The organism is Methylobacterium sp. Leaf102 (genome assembly GCF_001422425.1).
Taxonomy (GTDB): Bacteria; Pseudomonadota; Alphaproteobacteria; order Rhizobiales; family Beijerinckiaceae; genus Methylobacterium.
Genome location: NZ_LMMX01000034.1, coordinates 275,890 through 291,492, shown reverse-complemented (window position 1 = coordinate 291,492; position 15,603 = coordinate 275,890). Strand labels below are relative to the sequence as shown.

The window sequence follows — 15,603 nt, the reverse complement described above, 5'->3', positions numbered from 1 at the left end:
CTCGCCGCGTGGCGATGGCGACCGCCGCGCCCGCCATCACCGTGCCGGCGCTGCGGTTGATCGCACGCCGCGCGCGAATCGAGGTGAAGACCCGCCGGGCGCGGTCGGCGGCCCCGGCATAGGCGCACAAGACAGCGCTCAAGACGGCGCCGATCTCGGCGAAGCCGAGGAGGGTCAGGCGATCGAGATCAACCACACCCGGCAGAAGCGCAAGGAAGAACAGGATCACCTTCGGGTTGCCGAGGGTGAGGACGAGGCCGCAGAAGAACAGGCGTATCCGGCCGTCTGCGTCCACGCGCTCGGTCTCGATGGGCTCCAAGGGCGCGGTCCAGGCTTTCCAGGCGAGAACCGCGAGATAGACGGCACCGGCGTACTTCAGGACGACGAACGCGACGGCCAGGGACCGTGCGAGGAGGGCCATACCGGCCGCCGCCACGCCGAACCAGACGAGGTCGCCCACGACGAAGCCGGCGATGAAGGCCCCGATGCCGACCGGCCCGCGCACCAGCACTCGCGCCACCAGGGCGGCGATGCCAGGACCGGGAGAGGCCACCGCAACGGCGTAGATACCGGCGAAGAGGAGGAGATTCGCGATCGACATGGCCCACCGGCGCCTCAAGGCACGGCGACGCGCCCGTCGACGATTCTCACCAGATCCGCCCGTCCGTCGAGTTCGGCGAACAGGGCCGGATCGGCCCCCGTCATCCAGACCTGACCGGACAGGGCTTCGAGGGCGTCGAACAGGCCGGCGCGGCGGCGCGGGTCGAGATGGGCGGCGACCTCGTCCAGCAGGACCAGGGGGGCGATCCCGCACATGGCCTGGACCAGGCGAGCATGGGCCAGAACGAGCCCGATGAGCAGGGCCTTCTGCTCGCCCGTGGAGGCGGTGGCGGCGGGCACGTTCTTGGGACCGTGGCGCACCACGAGATCGCTGGTCTGCGGTCCGCTGAGCGTACGGCCGGCCGCGCGGTCGCGGGCGCGGCCCTGGCGCAGGGCCATACGGAACCGGTCTTCGGCCTCCAGCGCCGGCCAGACGGCGACGAGATCGTCGAGGTCGCCTTCGAGGCGGAGCGCCGCCCAGGGGAAGGGCTGGGCATCGTCGCGCCCCTCGGCGATGAGCCGGTCGAGGCGCTCCGTGGTCTCGCGCCGGGCGAGCGCCACGGCAACCCCGAGTTCGGCGACCTCGCGCTCGATGGCGTCCAGCCATTGCCCGTCGTTGGGCCGCTCCTCCAAGAGGCGGTTGCGCGAGCGCAACGCCCGCTCCAACGCGTTGACCCGGGCGCCGTGGGTGGCATCGACGGCAAGCACCAGCCGGTCGAGGAAGCGGCGGCGGTCACCCGCCGCCCCTCGGAACAATCCGTCGAAATCCGGGGTAAGCCAGACCACGCGCAGGAACTCGGAGAACGCCACGGGGGAAGGCGCCGTCGCGCCGTCGATCCGGCACAGGCGCGCGGCGCGCCCGTCGAGGCCGGGCGGTTCGTAGCCGGTGCCCACCCGGTGCTCGCCTTCGCCCGCCGCCAGGGTCATCGACACGGCGAAGCCGCCCGGTCCGCCGATGCGGGCCATGCCCGCGAGATCGGCCCGGCGCAGGCCGCGCCCCGGCGAGAACAGGGATACGGCTTCCAACAGGTTGGTCTTGCCGGCCCCGTTCTCGCCGACCAGCGCGACGAAGCGGCGGCTCACCTCGAGATCGACGTCGGCATGATTGCGGAAGTCGCGGCAGATCAGGCGGGTCAGGCGAAGCCCGCGACCCGCCGAGGCATCCTCGGGTGCATGCGCGATGAGATTGGACGAAGCGGTCGCGATCACACCCGCATCGGCATCAGCACATAGAGGGCGGACGCGCCCTCGCGGTCCTGGATCAGGGTCGGCGAGCCCGGGTCGGCGAGCTTGAACAGGGCGGTGTCGCCCTCGAGCTGAGCCGTGATGTCGAGGAGGTAGCGGGCGTTGAAGCCGATATCGAGGGCGGCGGCCTCGTAATCGACGTCGAGCTCCTCGGTGGCACTGCCGGAATCCGGATTGTTCACGGAAAGTGCGAGACGCCCTTCCTGCACGGCGAGCTTCACCGCGCGGCCGCGCTCCGACGAGATGGTCGAGACACGATCGACCGCCCGGGCGAACTGGTCACGCTCGACGGTAAGGCGCTTGTCGTTTCCGGAGGGGATGACGCGCTGGTAATCCGGGAATGTACCGTCGATGAGCTTGGAGATCAGCACCACGCCACTGGCGAACTTGAATCGGATCTTGGCCGAGGACAGGTCGATCTCCACGCCCTCGCCCCCATCCTCCACGAGCTTGATGATCTCGGCGACCGCCTTGCGGGGCACGATGATGCCCGGCATGTCGCGGCTTCCGTCCGGCGCCTCGATCTCGACCCGAGCGAGGCGGTGTCCGTCGGTGGCGACGGCCCGCATCTTCAGCGAACCCTCGGACTCGATGGTGTGGAGGTAGATGCCGTTGAGATAGTACCGCGTCTCCTCCGTGGAGATGGCGAACTGCGTCTTCTCGATGAGGCGCTTGAGGTCGGCCGCCGCCAGGGTGAAGCGGTTCGGCAGCTCGCCGGCGGCGAGGTCGGGGAAATCGCCTTCCGGCAGGGCGCCGAGCGAGAACCGCGAGCGGCCCGAGCGGATGGTCATCTGCCCCGTCTCGCCGCTGGTCTCCAGGGAGACCTGGGCGCCGTCGGGCAGCTTGCGTACGATGTCGTAGATGACGTGCGCCGGCACGGTGGTGGCGCCCGCATCGGCCACATCGGCCGGGATGGTCTCCGTGACCTCGATGTCGAGGTCCGTGGCGCGCAGCTCCAGGCCCGCAGGGCCGCCGCGCAGGAGCACGTTCGACAGGATCGGGATGGTGTTGCGGCGCTCGACCACGCGGTGCACGTGGCCGAGCGAACGAAGGAGGGCCGCGCGCTCGACAGTGACTCTCATCGACAAAACTCGTGGTCTGAAGGTGGACGTCGCTTGAGCCGGCGCGGCGGCGCGCCTCGGCATTCCGCGTGGAAAGGCACCGTGGAACGGCACCAAAACCCGGCACCGTGGCCGATGAACTTGGCGAAGCCCATCGGCGAACGCAAGTGCGAGAGGGCGGCTATCCCGGCTTCGATCCGCGGCGGAGCCGAAAGCTCCGCCGCGCGACGCGCCTCAATCCTGCAGCATGCGCTTCAGGAGTTCGACCTCGTCGTTGAGCACATTGTCCTCGCCGATGAGCTTGTCGATCTTGCGCACGGCGTGGAGCACGGTGGTGTGGTCGCGACCGCCGAAGCGCCGGCCGATCTCGGGGAGGGAGCGCAGGGTCAGCACCTTCGACAGATACATCGCGATCTGGCGCGGCTTGACCACGGCGGCCGTGCGTCGCTCGGACAGGATGTCGGAGCGCGAGACGTTGTAGCGCGAGGCCACGAGCTTCTGGATGTCCTCGATCTTGATGCGCTTGGGCTCGCGGTTCTTCACCAGATCGCGGATCGCGGCCTCGGCGGTCTCCATGGTCACCGCCGCCCCCGTGAGGGTGGCATGGGCGAGCAGCCGATTCACGGCGCCCTCGAGATCGCGCCCGTTGGCGGTGATCGCCCGGGCGACGTAGGTGGCGACCGTGGGCGAGACCTCGAAGCTCGGATGCGAGACCTGCACGGCGGCGAGCCGCGCCGAGAGGATCGAGGTGCGCAGCTGCTCGTCGAGGGTGCCGATCTCGACCACGAGGCCGCCGGCGAGGCGCGAGCGGACCCGCTCTTCCAGGGCTTCGAGTTCGGTGGGCGGCCGGTCGGAGGCGACGACGACCTGGCGGCCGGCATCGATGAGTGCGTTGATGGTGTGTCCGAACTCGGCCTGGATCGACTTGCCCTGGATGAACTGCACGTCGTCGAGGATGAGGAGATCGATGGCGCGCAGGCGCTCCTTGAAGGCTAGGGCGTTCTGGGTCTTCAGGGCGTTGACGAAGCCGTACATGAAGCGGTCGGCGGTGAGGTAGATCACCCGGCGGCCGGAATCGCGGGCGGCGTGGCCGATGGCGTGCAGCAGGTGGGTCTTGCCCAGGCCGACCCCGGCATGGAGGTAGAGCGGGTTGTAGAGCGCGCCCTGGCCGTCGTGGCGGGCGACGCGCTCGCCGGCCGCATGGGCGAGGGCGTTGGAGCGGCCGACGACGAAGCTCGCGAAGGTCAGGCGGTTGTCGAGGGGCGCACCGTTGAGGTCGCCGGAGCCACCCTCGGCGCGGACCGGGGCGGAAACTTCCGAATCGGCTTCGCCCGGGGCGTGCATTCCGGAGCCGGCGGCCTGGAGACGAGCCAGGGGGCTTGGCGCCATCGCGGGCTTCGGAGCACTCGCGGCGGCGGCCGGACGGGCGGCGGGACCGCGCACCGAGACGTCGATGCGCGAGACCTCCTCGACCTCGCTGCGGAAGGTGTTCAGGACGCGGTCGATGTAGTGCGACTCGATCCAGCTCTTGAGGAAGCGGGTGGGCACCGTGAGGCGGGCCGTGGCGCCTGAGACTTCGAGCAGTTCGAGTCGGGCGAACCAGCTCGCGAACACGTCCTCGCCCAGTTCCGCCCGCAAGCGGCGCTTCACCCGAGCCCAGGCGGCCACCGGATCGGTCCCACCCACGCCGCTCATGCCCGTCTCGGGGTTGCCGGACACGCTACCGTCGACATGCATCATCGCTCTCCTCGCGCCGAGGACGGAGAGCCGCCGCCGGAACGTACGCACACTTGACTGACGTCGCGTCCCGCAAGCCATTCGCGGGACCCTGGTGTTCGCGCCGGTGTCAATGGACCCACGGCACCTTTTGTCGATGAAAACAGCCTATCAACAATAAGCTACGGTTCTCCTAACAACGGGACTAATGGGGATAGCCAAATTTGCGCGAATTGCGACGAGGGCTTGGCGGGGTGAGTCGAGCCGGAGCCCCGACCTTGTGAACGGTTCATCCTCGACTCGGAGATGCACGGCTTTTGTGGCGTCTTCTCAAGCGATCGTTAAGTTACACTTGGCCTGCGCACGCCACAACATGGGAGATTCGGCAATATCGTTAACGAGACGCTGCAGGTGGACGCATGTCGCGGTGTCACGACGGGATGGCGCATGGTCCGGGCTCGCCACCGGCGGCGCGAGAAGGGCAGCCGAAAACGAAGAAAGCCCGGCATCGCTGCCGGGCTTTCTTCGCAATGGGTCCTGAGGACGGAGGGTTAGGCGGCGAGCGCCTTGACCCGTGCCGCGAGGCGCGAGACCTTCCGGGACGCGTTGTTCTTGTGCACGATGCCGTGCTGAGCGGCCCGCATGATCTCGGGCTCGGCTTCCCGCAGGGCGGTCAGCGCGCTGGTCTGGTCGCCACCGGCAATGGCCTCTTCGACCTTGCGGACGAAGGTGCGCATACGGCTGCGGCGCGAGCGGTTCACAGCGGTCCGCTTCGCGATCTTGCGGGTCATTTTCTTGGCCGACACGGTGTTGGCCATGGGGCATCCTCATCACGTTTGAGGCGATCCCGACGGGCCCGCAGGCCGGAGTGTCGTATGATCGCGTGCAGGTTGTTCGGGCAATGGCGAAGCCGACGGACGGGGAAGACCGCGACCGTCGGCAATCCGCGCTCTATAGCCACGCACCGCCGATCCGTCAACGCGAGGGTTTTCGCAGCCACGGGGGCCGCGGGGCGATCATGCGCTTGATCGAAGCGCCATCCCGGCGAAAGGATGCCCTAACGATCTCTTTGGCAGACGCACGTGGAGGAACGATGACCGAAGACCCGGATGCGGGACGGATCGCGCGCCATCGCCCGCCCTCGGGCATGGCGAGCCCGCGCTTCTCGGGTGTCGCGAGCTTCATGCGCCTTCCGATCCTCGCCCCCGCCGAGGCCCCGGGCCGCATCGATATCGGCCTCGTCGGCATCCCGTTCGACGGGGCCACCACCAACCGGCCGGGTGCACGCCTCGGGCCGCGCGGCATACGCGAGGCTTCCACCGGCACCCGTGCGCGCAATGCGGCCACCGGGATCGCGCCCTACGATCTCGCCGCCTGCGCCGATCTCGGCGACGTCTGCGTCAACCCCATCGACGTCGCCGCGACCGCGGCACGGATCGAGGCGTTCTACGCGCCGTTGGCGGCCGCCGGCATCGTTCCCCTGTCCGTCGGCGGCGACCATTTCGTGACCTATCCCGTCCTGAGGGCGCTCGGCCGCGACCGGCCCCTCGGCCTCGTCCATATCGATGCCCACAGCGACACCGACGACGGCCAGTACGACGGCAGCCGGCTCACCCACGGCACGCCGTTCCGCCGGGCCATCGAGGACGGCGTCCTCGATCCTGGGCGCATGATCCAGATCGGCCTGCGCGGCAGCGTCGACGGCGCCGACGAACTCGACTGGGCGCGGGCGCAGGGCGTGCGGATCGTCCCCATGGACGAGGTCGCGATGCGGGGCCTGCCCGCGGTGGCGGCGGAGGCCCGCGCCGTGATCGGTGCCGGGCCGGCCTATCTCAGCTTCGACATCGATGCCCTCGATCCGGCCTACGCCCCCGGCACCGGCACGCCGGAAATGGGGGGCTTCACCAGTCGGGAGGCGCTGTTCCTCGTGCGGGCCTTGAGCGGCCTCGACTTCGTCGGGGCCGATCTCGTCGAGGTCGCCCCGCCCCTCGACCCGTCCGGCATCACGGCGCTGGCCGGCGCCACCCTGGCCTTCGAGATCCTGTGCCTCCTGGCCCAGGCCGTCGCGGCGCGCCGCGACTAGCGCGCTCCGGTTGACGCTGGCCCGCCCGGCGCAGACCCTGCGGCCGACGATTCGCGAAAGGCATTCTGCTTGGCATCCGAGATCACGCTCTATCATGCGCCCAACACCCGCTCGACGGGGGTGCGGATTCTCCTGGAGGAGCTCGGCGCGCCGCATCGGCTTCAGGTGATGAACATGAAGGCCGGCGAGCACCGCGCGGCGGCGTACCTTGCCATCAACCCCATGGGGAAGGTCCCGGCCCTGACCCACGGCGACGCCCTCGTGACCGAGCAGGCGGCGATCTACCTCTACCTCGCCGACCTGTTCCCCGGGGTGGGCCTCGCCCCGGCTCCCGACGATCCCCTGCGCGGGCCGTACCTGCGCTGGATGGTCTATTACGGGTCGAGCTTCGAGCCGGCGGTCATCGACCGGGCGCTCCAGCGCGAAGCGGGTCCGCGCGCCATGTCGGCCTACGGCGACTTCGACACGGTGCTGGCGACCCTGCTGGGGGCTCTCTCCAGGGGACCCTACATCCTCGGCGAGCGCTTCACCGCCGCCGATGTCCTGTGGGGCACGGCGCTTGGCTGGACCACGAGTTTCCAGCTCGTTCCCGAGGAACCGGCGATCATGGCCTACATCGCCCGCGTCAACGGGCGGCCCGCCGCCGTCAAGATCGCGGCGGAGGAGGCCGATCTGGCGGCCCGGCACGAAGCCGCCCAGGCACAGGCCTGACAGCATTCATCCACGGGGAGACGAAACATGCGGATGATTTTCGTGAACCTCCCCGTGAAGGACCTCACGGTCTCACGGGCGTTCTTCGGCACCCTCGGGTTCGGCTTCGACCCGAACTTCTCCAACGACGAGGCCGCCTGCATGATCGTGGCGGAGAACATCTTTGTCATGCTGATGGTGGAGGGCCGGTTCCGGGATTTCATCACCGGGCCGATCAGCGACGCGAACACCGCTACGGAGGTGCTGACCTGCGTCTCGGCGGAGTCCCGCGAGGCGGTGGACACGATGCTGGCCCAGGCCCTGGCCGCCGGAGGCCGGCCGTGGAAGCCCGTTATGGATCACGGCTTCATGTATGCCTGTAGCTTTCAGGACCCGGACGGCCATGTCTGGGAGGCCGTCCACATGGACCCCGCCGCCTCGGACGGCTGAGGTCGTCAACCTGGGGGAAGGGCGGGCACGGTGCGCGACACGACCTCGGCGGCGGGCTTCTGCGTCCCAAGGTCGACCGGCCCAAAGGTGGCAAACAGGTGCATGCCGACCACGGGCGCGAAAACGAGGCTCATCATCACCGCCATGATGAGGGCGACGTTGGCATCGCGCTTTTTCTTCGGGGGCGATTTCGGCGCGGCCTTGCGGGTGGACCGCGATCGTACGGCGCGGAGGCGAACGTCGCTCAGGGGAAGGAGGTTCGTACGAAAAGCGGCCGGAAAGGCAGAAAGCTTCAAGACGGTCATGGGCTCACCTCGTTCGACCGGTCACCGGGGGTCGATCGCGGGCGAGCCCGATCAGCGATCAGGCGTGACGCACGCGGACGGCCGAAGGCGGCACGGTCCATCGACTACTGTCGCTGGGCATTGGGTCAGTCAGATCCTATGGAGCCGCACGACCGGCACGAGGCGGAATCGGAGGCGACGCCGAAATGATGCCGGGAGACGGGTTAGTCAAGCGTTAACGCGCCAATACGCGCACGGGGTCCGCAGGTTTTTGCCGCACCGCGTCACGCCGGCAGCAACGCGGCGAAGCGGGCCACGAGGCGGCGCCCGACCTCATCCTTGTCGAGGGTCGGCCAGGTCTCGACGGAGCCGTCGCGTCCAACGAGGTGGACGGTGTTGTTCAGCCCACCCATGACGCCCCCGGCGGCCGAAACGTCGTTGGCGACGAGTAGATCGCAGCCCTTGCGGGCGATCTTCCGCTGCGCGTTGGCGAGCACGTCGTCGGTCTCGGCGGCGAAGCCCACCACGAGAGCCGGGCGCCCGCTCGCCCGGCCCGCGATGGTGGCGAGAATGTCGGGGTTCTCCACGAGGAGGAGGGGGGGCGGCTCGCTCCCGTCCTTCTTGATCTTGCGCGTGCCGGCCTCCGCCGGGCGCCAGTCGCCGACGGCGGCCGTGAACACCGCGATGTCCGCCGGCAAGGCCGCCTCCACGGCCGCCAGCATGGCCCGCGCGGTCTCGACGGGAACCACATGCACGCCATCCGGATCGGGAATCGCGACCGGGCCAGAGATCAGGGTGACGTCGGCTCCCGCCGCCGCAGCCGCGGCCGCAATAGCGTGTCCCTGGCGGCCGGACGAGCGGTTGGCGAGGTAGCGCACGGGATCGATGGGCTCGTGGGTCGGCCCCGAGGTCACGAGGACGCGCCGTCCCGCGAGAGGACCGGCCGGTGCGCGCCCGGACACGGTCCGTCCGGCAAGGAAACCGAACCCGCCAGGTCGCTCGCCCTCGGCCAGCATCGCCTCCACGGCGGCGGCGATCTCCGTCGGTTCGGCGAGGCGCCCGGGCCCGAACTCGGCCTCCGCCATGGCGCCGTCATTGGGCCCGACCACGAGCACGCCGTCGCCCATGAGCGTCGCAAGGTTGCGCCGTGTCGCCGGGTGCTGCCACATCCGCACGTTCATGGCCGGGGCGATGAGGATCGGCAGGGTGGTGGCGAGCAGCACCGTGGCGGCCAGATCCGAGGCTTCGCCGGTTGCCATCCTGGCCATCAGGCTCGCGGTGGCGGGCGCGACCACGATGGCGTCGGCGTCGCGCGCAAGCTTGATGTGGCCGATATCGGCCTCCTCCGCCCGGTCGAACAGGTCCGTATGCGCGCGCTCGCCAGCGAGCGCGGCGGCGGCCAGCGGCGTCACGAATTCCTGCGCGCCCTTGGTGAGGAGGGGACGCACCTGGGCCCCACGCTCGCGCAGGCGGCGGATAAGGTCGAGGGACTTGTAGGCCGCGATGCCGCCGCCGATCACGAGGAGGATGCGGCGGTTCTCGAGCGAACGGGGCTTGGAAGCGGTGGTCATGGGACACTCATGGGCCGGGCGCGGGCCGGAGCCCGATGCGCTCCATACACCCGAACCGCCCCGGACGCAGGCTACCTCAGGCCGGGGGCCTCGACGCCTGCGCGAGACGGGCGGGGGCCTGGGTCGCCCCCATGGACTGGGCCATCTCGGCGGCGGTGAGCCCGGCCCCGTCGCGCCGGTCCGGGTCGGCGCCATGGGCTAAGAGCAGGTCGATGATCGCGACGCGGTCGAACATCGCGGCCGTCATCAGGGCCGTGCGGGTACCGTCGCCGGTGCCGTCCACGAGGGCACCGTGTGCGAGGAGCAGTTCGGTCATGGCGATATCGCCCTTGAACGCGGCCCCGGCCAGGGGCGTCTGGCCCCGGTCGTTGGCGAGTTCCGGGTCGCCGCCATGTTCGAGGATCGCCTGCGCAGCCTCGGCCTGGCCGTTATAGGCGGCGAGCATGAGCAGGCTGTCGCCTTTGTCGTTGCGCAGGTTCGCCGGCATGCCCTGACCGAACAACTCGGCGAGTTCCCGGGCATGGCCCAGACGGGCGAACTGAAACACCTTCCCGGCGAAGGCGAGGGTGGCGTCGTCGAGTTCGGGCTTTGCGGGGGTCTGAGGCTGCATCGGGGTCCGTCCGGTCTCGTGTCCAGCGTGATCTGGGTCCCGAGCCCCGGCCTGTCCAGCCGGGGACGGTGTTCCGGTCACCTACGGGATCACCCGCTCGGCCCGGAGCCGCGAGAACAGGTCGAAGAAGGCGTCGTCGCTGGGCTGGTAGTCGAGGAAGCCGAGGCGGCGGCTGCGGCTCATGTCGGTGACGACCTCGATGGGCCGGCCAAGGTCGGCATCCGTGTGCCAGGGCGAGGCGAGGCGGTCGAGATCCGGCTCGACGAGCCCGTGCCGGGCAGCAAGTTCGCGCCACAGGGCGGCCGCACCCGACATCTGCTGCTCAAGGGGCATCGCCTCGCCGGAATAGGGCGCGGGCTGAACGCCGAACCACTCCGCGATGCGGCTCCACATCCACGACCACCGGAAGACATCGCCGTCGACGACGTTGAATGCCGTGTCGGCGGTAGCCCGGGTGGTCGAGGCCCAAGCGAGGTGGCGGGCAAGCAGGCGCGCATCGGTCACGTCGGTGAGCCCGTTCCATTGCTGGGCCGAGCCCGGAAACACGAACGGCCGTCCGGTCTCACGGCACAGGGTGGCGTAGCAGGCCAGCGTCACGCCCATGTTCATGGCGTTGCCCAGCGCATAGCCGATGATGGTGTGCGGCCGGTGCACGCTCCAGGTGAAGCCACGCCGGGCAGCGGCGGCAAAGACTTCGTCTTCCTGCACATAGTAGAAATTCTCGACGGGCAGGCGATCCTGATCCTCGCGGAACGGGGTCTGGGGCAGGGTGCCCTTTCCGTAGGCCTCGAACGGGCCGAGATAGTGCTTCAACCCCGTCACCAGGGCGACGTGGGCCAGAGGTGCGTGGTCGAGGGCGCCGAGAAGGTTGCGGACCATGGCGCCGTTGACCCGACAGTTCTCGGCTTCGGTCTCCTGCCGCATCCAGGTGGTGATGAAGACATGGGTCGGGCGTATCTCGGCCAGGGCCGCTCTCAAGGCGTCCGGATCGGTGAGGTCGGCCGCGACCGGGGTGACGCCTGGGCTCTGCACGGGCCGGCGGGCAAGGCCGTGAACGTCCCAGCCGGTTTCGACGAGGTGGCGGGCGAGGTTGTTGCCGACGATGCCGCTGACACCGGCGATGAGGGCCGTTCCGGTCATGAACTCACTGCTCCATGGCCGTGAAGGCGGCCCGCCGGATCAACGGTTTCGACGGCGGGCCGTTCGCCCGCGCACGTGAGCCATGTGCGCGTTGCAGGGGCGAACGCTGCGGTGGAGATGCCATCGGGGCGCGAACCCTTCCCGGCCCCCGTCGAAAGGCCCATATCTCATCCATGGCCGCCCCGAACAAACCGCGCTCCTCCACCGTCACGGGTTCCCCCCCCAAAAGCTCCAAATCCAGGGGCTCCCCGAAGGCGTCGAAACCCGAGCTTCAGCCCCTCGACGAGCATCTCGCCGCCCTGCTGAGCCCGGCCCTGAACCGTAATCGCCTGCCGGTTGTGGAGAACACCGCGCCGCCCGCCCCCGCCCGGCCTGGCCGCCCGAAGAAAGCGATTGCGAAACCCGCATCCGCGAAGGGGTTCGGCGAGGCGCCCCAGGCGGCCTTTACGCATGACGCGGCCGAGGTCGATTCCCGTCTCGCCCAGGCTCTGGGCCTGACCCCGCCGGAGGACGGCCCGGCTCCGGAGGGACTGGCCGACGATGGCGACACGTCGCTCGCCACCGACGGCGTCTCGGCCACGGTGGACGCCCTGTCGCGCCTCCTCACCGAGGGCAACCCGCTGTTCAAGGACGGCAAGAACTGGGCGCCGCACCGACCGGAACGGCCGAAAAAATCCGAGGGCGGCGTGCCGTTCCGCCTCCAGTCCGAGTTCGAGCCGGCGGGCGACCAACCCCGGGCCATCGCCGAGCTCGTGGACGGGGTCAAGAAGGCGGAGCGCGATCAGGTGCTGCTCGGCGTCACCGGCTCGGGTAAGACCTTCACCATGGCCAAGGTCATCGAGGCGACGCAGCGTCCGGCCCTGATCCTCGCCCCGAACAAGACTCTGGCGGCGCAGCTCTACGGCGAGTTCAAGAGCTTTTTCCCAGACAACGCGGTGGAGTATTTCGTTTCGTACTACGACTACTACCAGCCCGAAGCCTACGTGCCGCGCTCGGACACCTTCATCGAGAAGGAATCGTCGATCAACGAGCAGATCGACCGCATGCGCCACGCCGCCACCCGCGCCCTGCTGGAGCGCGACGACGTGATCCTCGTGGCCTCCGTCTCGTGCATCTACGGCATCGGTTCGGTGGAGACCTACACGGCCATGTCGTTCACGGTGTCGCTGGAGGAGAAGATCGAGCAGCGCCAGCTCGTAGCCGACCTCGTGGCGCTCCAGTACAAGCGCATCCAGTCGGATTTCGCCCGCGGCACATTCCGGGTGCGCGGCGACGTCATCGAGTTGTGGCCCGCCCACCTGGACGATCGCGGCTGGCGCATCGGCCTGTTCGGCGACGAGGTCGAGTCGATCACCGAGTTCGACCCGCTCACGGGCAAGAAGATCAACGACCTCAAATTCGTGAAGGTCTACGCCAACTCCCACTACGTCACGCCGCGCCCGACCCTCCAGCAGGCGGTGAAGGGCATCAAGACCGAGCTGAAGCTGCGGGTGGACGAGTTGACGAAGATGGGCCGCCTCATCGAGGCCCAGCGCATCGAACAGCGCTGCACCTTCGACATCGAGATGATCGAGGCCACGGGCGCCTGCAACGGCATCGAGAACTATTCCCGCTACCTGACGGGACGCAAGCCCGGCGAGCCGCCCCCGACCCTGTTCGAGTACCTGCCCGACAACGCCCTCGTCTTCACCGACGAGAGTCACGTCACGGTTCCGCAGATCGGCGGCATGTACAAGGGCGACTTCCGCCGCAAGGCGACGCTGGCCGAATACGGCTTCCGCCTGCCGTCCTGTCTCGACAACCGCCCGCTGCGGTTCGAGGAATGGGACGCCATGCGGCCGCAATCGATCCACGTCTCGGCGACTCCGGCGAAGTGGGAGATGGAGCAGACCGGCGGCGTCTTCGCCGAGCAGGTCATCCGCCCCACGGGCCTCGTCGATCCGGTCATCGAGATCAGGCCCGCCCGCAGCCAAGTGGACGATCTGCTGGGCGAGGTCCGCGAAGTCGCCCAGGCCGGCTACCGGACGCTCGTGACCACGCTGACCAAGCGCATGGCCGAGGATCTCACCGAATATCTGCACGAGAACTCCGTGCGCGTGCGCTACATGCACTCGGACATCGACACGCTGGAGCGTATCGAGATCATTCGCGACCTGCGCCTCGGCGCCTTCGATGTCCTCATCGGCATCAACCTCCTGCGCGAGGGCCTCGACATCCCCGAATGCGCCCTGGTCGCGATCCTCGACGCCGACAAGGAGGGCTTCCTGCGATCGGAGACCTCGCTCGTCCAGACCATCGGACGCGCGGCCCGCAACGCGGAGGCGCGCTGCATCCTCTACGCCGACAACATCACCGGCTCCATGGAGCGGGCGATGGCCGAGACCGAGCGGCGCCGGACGAAGCAGCTCGCCTACAACGTCGAGCACGGCATTACGCCCCAGAGCGTGAAGCGCGGCATCTCCGACATCCTCTCAAGCGTGTTCGAGGGCGACCATGTCCAGGTCGATACGGGGCTCGCCAAGAACGCCGCCACCATCGGCCACAACTTCAAGGCGGTGATGGCCGACCTCGAGAAGCGCATGCGCACGGCCGCCGCCGACCTCGACTTCGAGGAGGCCGCGCGCCTGCGCGACGAGCTCAAGCGCCTCCAGGCGACGGAGCTCCTCGTCTCCGACGATCCGATGGCGCGCCAGGGCGACGTCGAACGCGAGGCGGGACGCTACGGCGCGAAGCAGAGCCGCATCTCGAAGCCGACCCTCGACAACATGGGGCCGGGCACCGACCGCGAACTGCCCGTAGGCACCGCCCCGCCGCAATGGCAGGAGCGTCCCAAGGCTCGCTCGACGCAGGGGCTCGGTGGGCAGAAGCCGAAATACAAGGGTGGGGGCGGGCGCAAGAAGGGCTGAAGCGGGGGAGGGGAACCAGCCCGGCCCGGCCGGGCTTGGTGCAGCAGATGGCGCCCCCGCGCAGGCGCCGAGCCCGTCCTCCCACGGAGATCGTCTTGATCATGACCACCACCTCCGCCCGCCGGCGCCATGCCCTGCGGCCCCGCGCCGGCACCGCGGCGACCGGCCTGTTCGTTGCCGGCCTCGCCGTCTCGGCCGCCTTCGGCATGCTCATCACGCCCCTCGGCGGCCAGCCCGCCGTGGCACAGTCGGTCGCCAACCCCAACGATCAGCCCACTCCCGCTACGCTGTCGTCACGCGATGCCCGCGCGGCGGAGCGGCCCACCGGACAGGTCTCGCCGCCGAAGGCCATCGACCACTCGGCCGCGGTCGTCGGATCGAGCGGAAAGCGGACCAATCCCCTCGATCACTTGCCCGACCGGGACCGCGCCGCCACCGGCGGCAGCCAACAACGGTAGGCCGACACGTCCACGCAGCACGGGAGAAACGATCATGGGCCTCCTCGATCAAGTCATTGGCGGCGTTCTCGGACAGGTTCTGGGCGGCGGCAGACCCGAACAGGGCGGCGGGCAGGGCGGCGGAGCCGGTGGCGGCATGGGCAATCTCTCGCCCATCGTGCAGGCCCTCCTGATGCTCCTGATGTCCAAGGGCGCCGGGGGCCTCGGCGATCTTCTGGGCGGCGGCGGCCGCCCCCACCGTGATGATTCCCAAAGCGGGCATGGGTCGGGCGGGCAGGCCCCCGGCGGCTACGACGAGGGTGATCTCGGCGGCTTCGGGCACGATCGCGGACGAGAGTATGACCGGGGGGGCGGTGCCGAGCCGCGCGGCGGCCAGGAGGGTGATTTCAGTGATCTCTCGGGGATGCTCGATGGACCGGGGGAGCGGGGTACGGCAGATGGCGGCGGTGGAACGACCGAGCGCGATCCGGGTGCCGGCCCCTACGCCCGGCTCGACCGCGAGCCCGGTGACGGTGAGACCGGCCTCGACGGACTGATCGACCGGTTCCAGCGCGGTGGTCTCGGCGACATGATCGAATCCTGGATCGGCTCCGGTGAGAACCGTCCGGTCCAGCCCCGACAACTCGCGGACGCCCTCGGTCCCGACACCGTCGATGCCCTCGAGCAGCGCACCGGCCTGCAACGCGACGATCTCCTGTCGCAGCTGGCGCAAGCTTTGCCGCAGGTGATCGATCGACTGACGCCGCAGGGCCGGCGCCCAACGGGCGAGGATACCCGAGGGTGGTAGCG

General features: G+C 69.4%; 14 protein-coding genes and 1 pseudogene. 6 read left to right on the top strand and 9 right to left on the bottom strand.

Annotated features, from left to right (window positions below):
- Nucleotides 1–19: 19 nt before the first annotated feature.
- The 5 genes and pseudogenes from ASF27_RS15890 to rpsT all read right to left on the bottom strand — a co-directional run.
- Nucleotides 20–601 (bottom strand): annotated as a pseudogene (locus ASF27_RS15890) (LysE family translocator); the annotation flags it as partial.
- A 14-nt stretch (nucleotides 602–615) separates the two neighbouring features.
- A complete protein-coding gene (recF, locus tag ASF27_RS15885; protein ID WP_056361659.1) occupies nucleotides 616–1,782 on the bottom strand; it encodes a DNA replication/repair protein RecF in 1,167 nt (388 codons plus the stop codon).
- Between the two features lie 23 nt (nucleotides 1,783–1,805).
- The gene (dnaN, locus tag ASF27_RS15880) at nucleotides 1,806–2,927 is read right to left on the bottom strand and encodes a DNA polymerase III subunit beta (RefSeq protein WP_056175554.1); all 1,122 of its coding nucleotides are present in this window, start codon (nucleotides 2,925–2,927) and stop codon (nucleotides 1,806–1,808) included.
- Nucleotides 2,928–3,140: 213 nt separating this feature from the next.
- Nucleotides 3,141–4,643 (bottom strand): chromosomal replication initiator protein DnaA, encoded by a 1,503-nt coding sequence (dnaA, locus tag ASF27_RS15875; RefSeq protein ID WP_056263189.1) that lies wholly within the window; start codon nucleotides 4,641–4,643, stop codon nucleotides 3,141–3,143.
- Between the two features lie 530 nt (nucleotides 4,644–5,173).
- Nucleotides 5,174–5,440, bottom strand: coding sequence for a 30S ribosomal protein S20 (gene rpsT / locus ASF27_RS15870; RefSeq protein ID WP_056095665.1), 267 nt, complete (start codon nucleotides 5,438–5,440; stop codon nucleotides 5,174–5,176).
- Nucleotides 5,441–5,715: 275 nt separating this feature from the next.
- Between rpsT and speB the strand changes: the two genes are divergently transcribed.
- The 3 genes from speB to ASF27_RS15855 all read left to right on the top strand — a co-directional run bounded on the left by speB (nucleotide 5,716) and on the right by ASF27_RS15855 (nucleotide 7,845).
- The gene (gene speB / locus ASF27_RS15865) at nucleotides 5,716–6,705 is read left to right on the top strand and encodes an agmatinase (protein ID WP_056361557.1); all 990 of its coding nucleotides are present in this window, start codon (nucleotides 5,716–5,718) and stop codon (nucleotides 6,703–6,705) included.
- Between the two features lie 69 nt (nucleotides 6,706–6,774).
- Nucleotides 6,775–7,416, top strand: coding sequence for a glutathione S-transferase (locus ASF27_RS15860; RefSeq protein ID WP_056361553.1), 642 nt, complete (start codon nucleotides 6,775–6,777; stop codon nucleotides 7,414–7,416).
- A 27-nt stretch (nucleotides 7,417–7,443) separates the two neighbouring features.
- Nucleotides 7,444–7,845, top strand: a complete 402-nt coding sequence (locus ASF27_RS15855) for a VOC family protein (protein WP_056175546.1) — start codon at nucleotides 7,444–7,446, stop codon at nucleotides 7,843–7,845.
- Between the two features lie 5 nt (nucleotides 7,846–7,850).
- Here the strand turns inward: ASF27_RS15855 and ASF27_RS15850 are convergent, their stop codons facing one another.
- The 4 genes from ASF27_RS15850 to ASF27_RS15835 all read right to left on the bottom strand — a co-directional run bounded on the left by ASF27_RS15850 (nucleotide 7,851) and on the right by ASF27_RS15835 (nucleotide 11,450).
- A complete protein-coding gene (locus tag ASF27_RS15850; protein WP_056361550.1) occupies nucleotides 7,851–8,150 on the bottom strand; it encodes a hypothetical protein in 300 nt (99 codons plus the stop codon).
- A gap of 263 nt (nucleotides 8,151–8,413) precedes the next feature.
- Nucleotides 8,414–9,700 carry a bifunctional phosphopantothenoylcysteine decarboxylase/phosphopantothenate--cysteine ligase CoaBC gene (coaBC, locus tag ASF27_RS15845; RefSeq protein WP_056361547.1) on the bottom strand — a complete coding sequence of 429 codons (1,287 nt, stop codon included), beginning with the start codon at nucleotides 9,698–9,700 and terminating at the stop codon, nucleotides 8,414–8,416.
- Nucleotides 9,701–9,776: 76 nt separating this feature from the next.
- Nucleotides 9,777–10,310 (bottom strand): ankyrin repeat domain-containing protein, encoded by a 534-nt coding sequence (locus tag ASF27_RS15840; RefSeq protein WP_056263134.1) that lies wholly within the window; start codon nucleotides 10,308–10,310, stop codon nucleotides 9,777–9,779.
- Nucleotides 10,311–10,391: 81 nt separating this feature from the next.
- Entirely contained in the window at nucleotides 10,392–11,450 is a 1,059-nt protein-coding gene (locus ASF27_RS15835) for an SDR family oxidoreductase (protein ID WP_056361544.1), read from the bottom strand.
- Between the two features lie 173 nt (nucleotides 11,451–11,623).
- Between ASF27_RS15835 and uvrB the strand changes: the two genes are divergently transcribed.
- The 3 genes from uvrB to ASF27_RS15820 all read left to right on the top strand — a co-directional run bounded on the left by uvrB (nucleotide 11,624) and on the right by ASF27_RS15820 (nucleotide 15,601).
- Nucleotides 11,624–14,356, top strand: coding sequence for an excinuclease ABC subunit UvrB (uvrB, locus tag ASF27_RS15830; protein ID WP_056361541.1), 2,733 nt, complete (start codon nucleotides 11,624–11,626; stop codon nucleotides 14,354–14,356).
- 206 nt (nucleotides 14,357–14,562) lie between these two features.
- Entirely contained in the window at nucleotides 14,563–14,814 is a 252-nt protein-coding gene (locus ASF27_RS15825) for a hypothetical protein (protein ID WP_056361655.1), read from the top strand.
- A gap of 34 nt (nucleotides 14,815–14,848) precedes the next feature.
- Nucleotides 14,849–15,601: a YidB family protein gene (locus ASF27_RS15820; protein ID WP_056361538.1), complete on the top strand. Its 753-nt coding sequence runs from the start codon at nucleotides 14,849–14,851 to the stop codon at nucleotides 15,599–15,601.
- Nucleotides 15,602–15,603 lie beyond the last annotated feature (2 nt).

Coding starts and splice junctions, on each gene's coding strand:
- coaBC (WP_056361547.1), bottom strand. CDS start 9,700: ATGACCACCGCTTCCAAGCCCCGTTCGCTCGAGAACCGCCGCATCCTC.
- dnaA (WP_056263189.1), bottom strand. CDS start 4,643: ATGCATGTCGACGGTAGCGTGTCCGGCAACCCCGAGACGGGCATGAGC.
- ASF27_RS15820 (WP_056361538.1), top strand. CDS start 14,849: ATGGGCCTCCTCGATCAAGTCATTGGCGGCGTTCTCGGACAGGTTCTG.
- speB (WP_056361557.1), top strand. CDS start 5,716: ATGACCGAAGACCCGGATGCGGGACGGATCGCGCGCCATCGCCCGCCC.
- ASF27_RS15850 (WP_056361550.1), bottom strand. CDS start 8,150: ATGACCGTCTTGAAGCTTTCTGCCTTTCCGGCCGCTTTTCGTACGAAC.
- ASF27_RS15835 (WP_056361544.1), bottom strand. CDS start 11,450: ATGACCGGAACGGCCCTCATCGCCGGTGTCAGCGGCATCGTCGGCAAC.
- ASF27_RS15825 (WP_056361655.1), top strand. CDS start 14,563: ATGCTCATCACGCCCCTCGGCGGCCAGCCCGCCGTGGCACAGTCGGTC.
- ASF27_RS15840 (WP_056263134.1), bottom strand. CDS start 10,310: ATGCAGCCTCAGACCCCCGCAAAGCCCGAACTCGACGACGCCACCCTC.
- uvrB (WP_056361541.1), top strand. CDS start 11,624: ATGGCCGCCCCGAACAAACCGCGCTCCTCCACCGTCACGGGTTCCCCC.
- dnaN (WP_056175554.1), bottom strand. CDS start 2,927: ATGAGAGTCACTGTCGAGCGCGCGGCCCTCCTTCGTTCGCTCGGCCAC.
- rpsT (WP_056095665.1), bottom strand. CDS start 5,440: ATGGCCAACACCGTGTCGGCCAAGAAAATGACCCGCAAGATCGCGAAG.
- ASF27_RS15855 (WP_056175546.1), top strand. CDS start 7,444: ATGCGGATGATTTTCGTGAACCTCCCCGTGAAGGACCTCACGGTCTCA.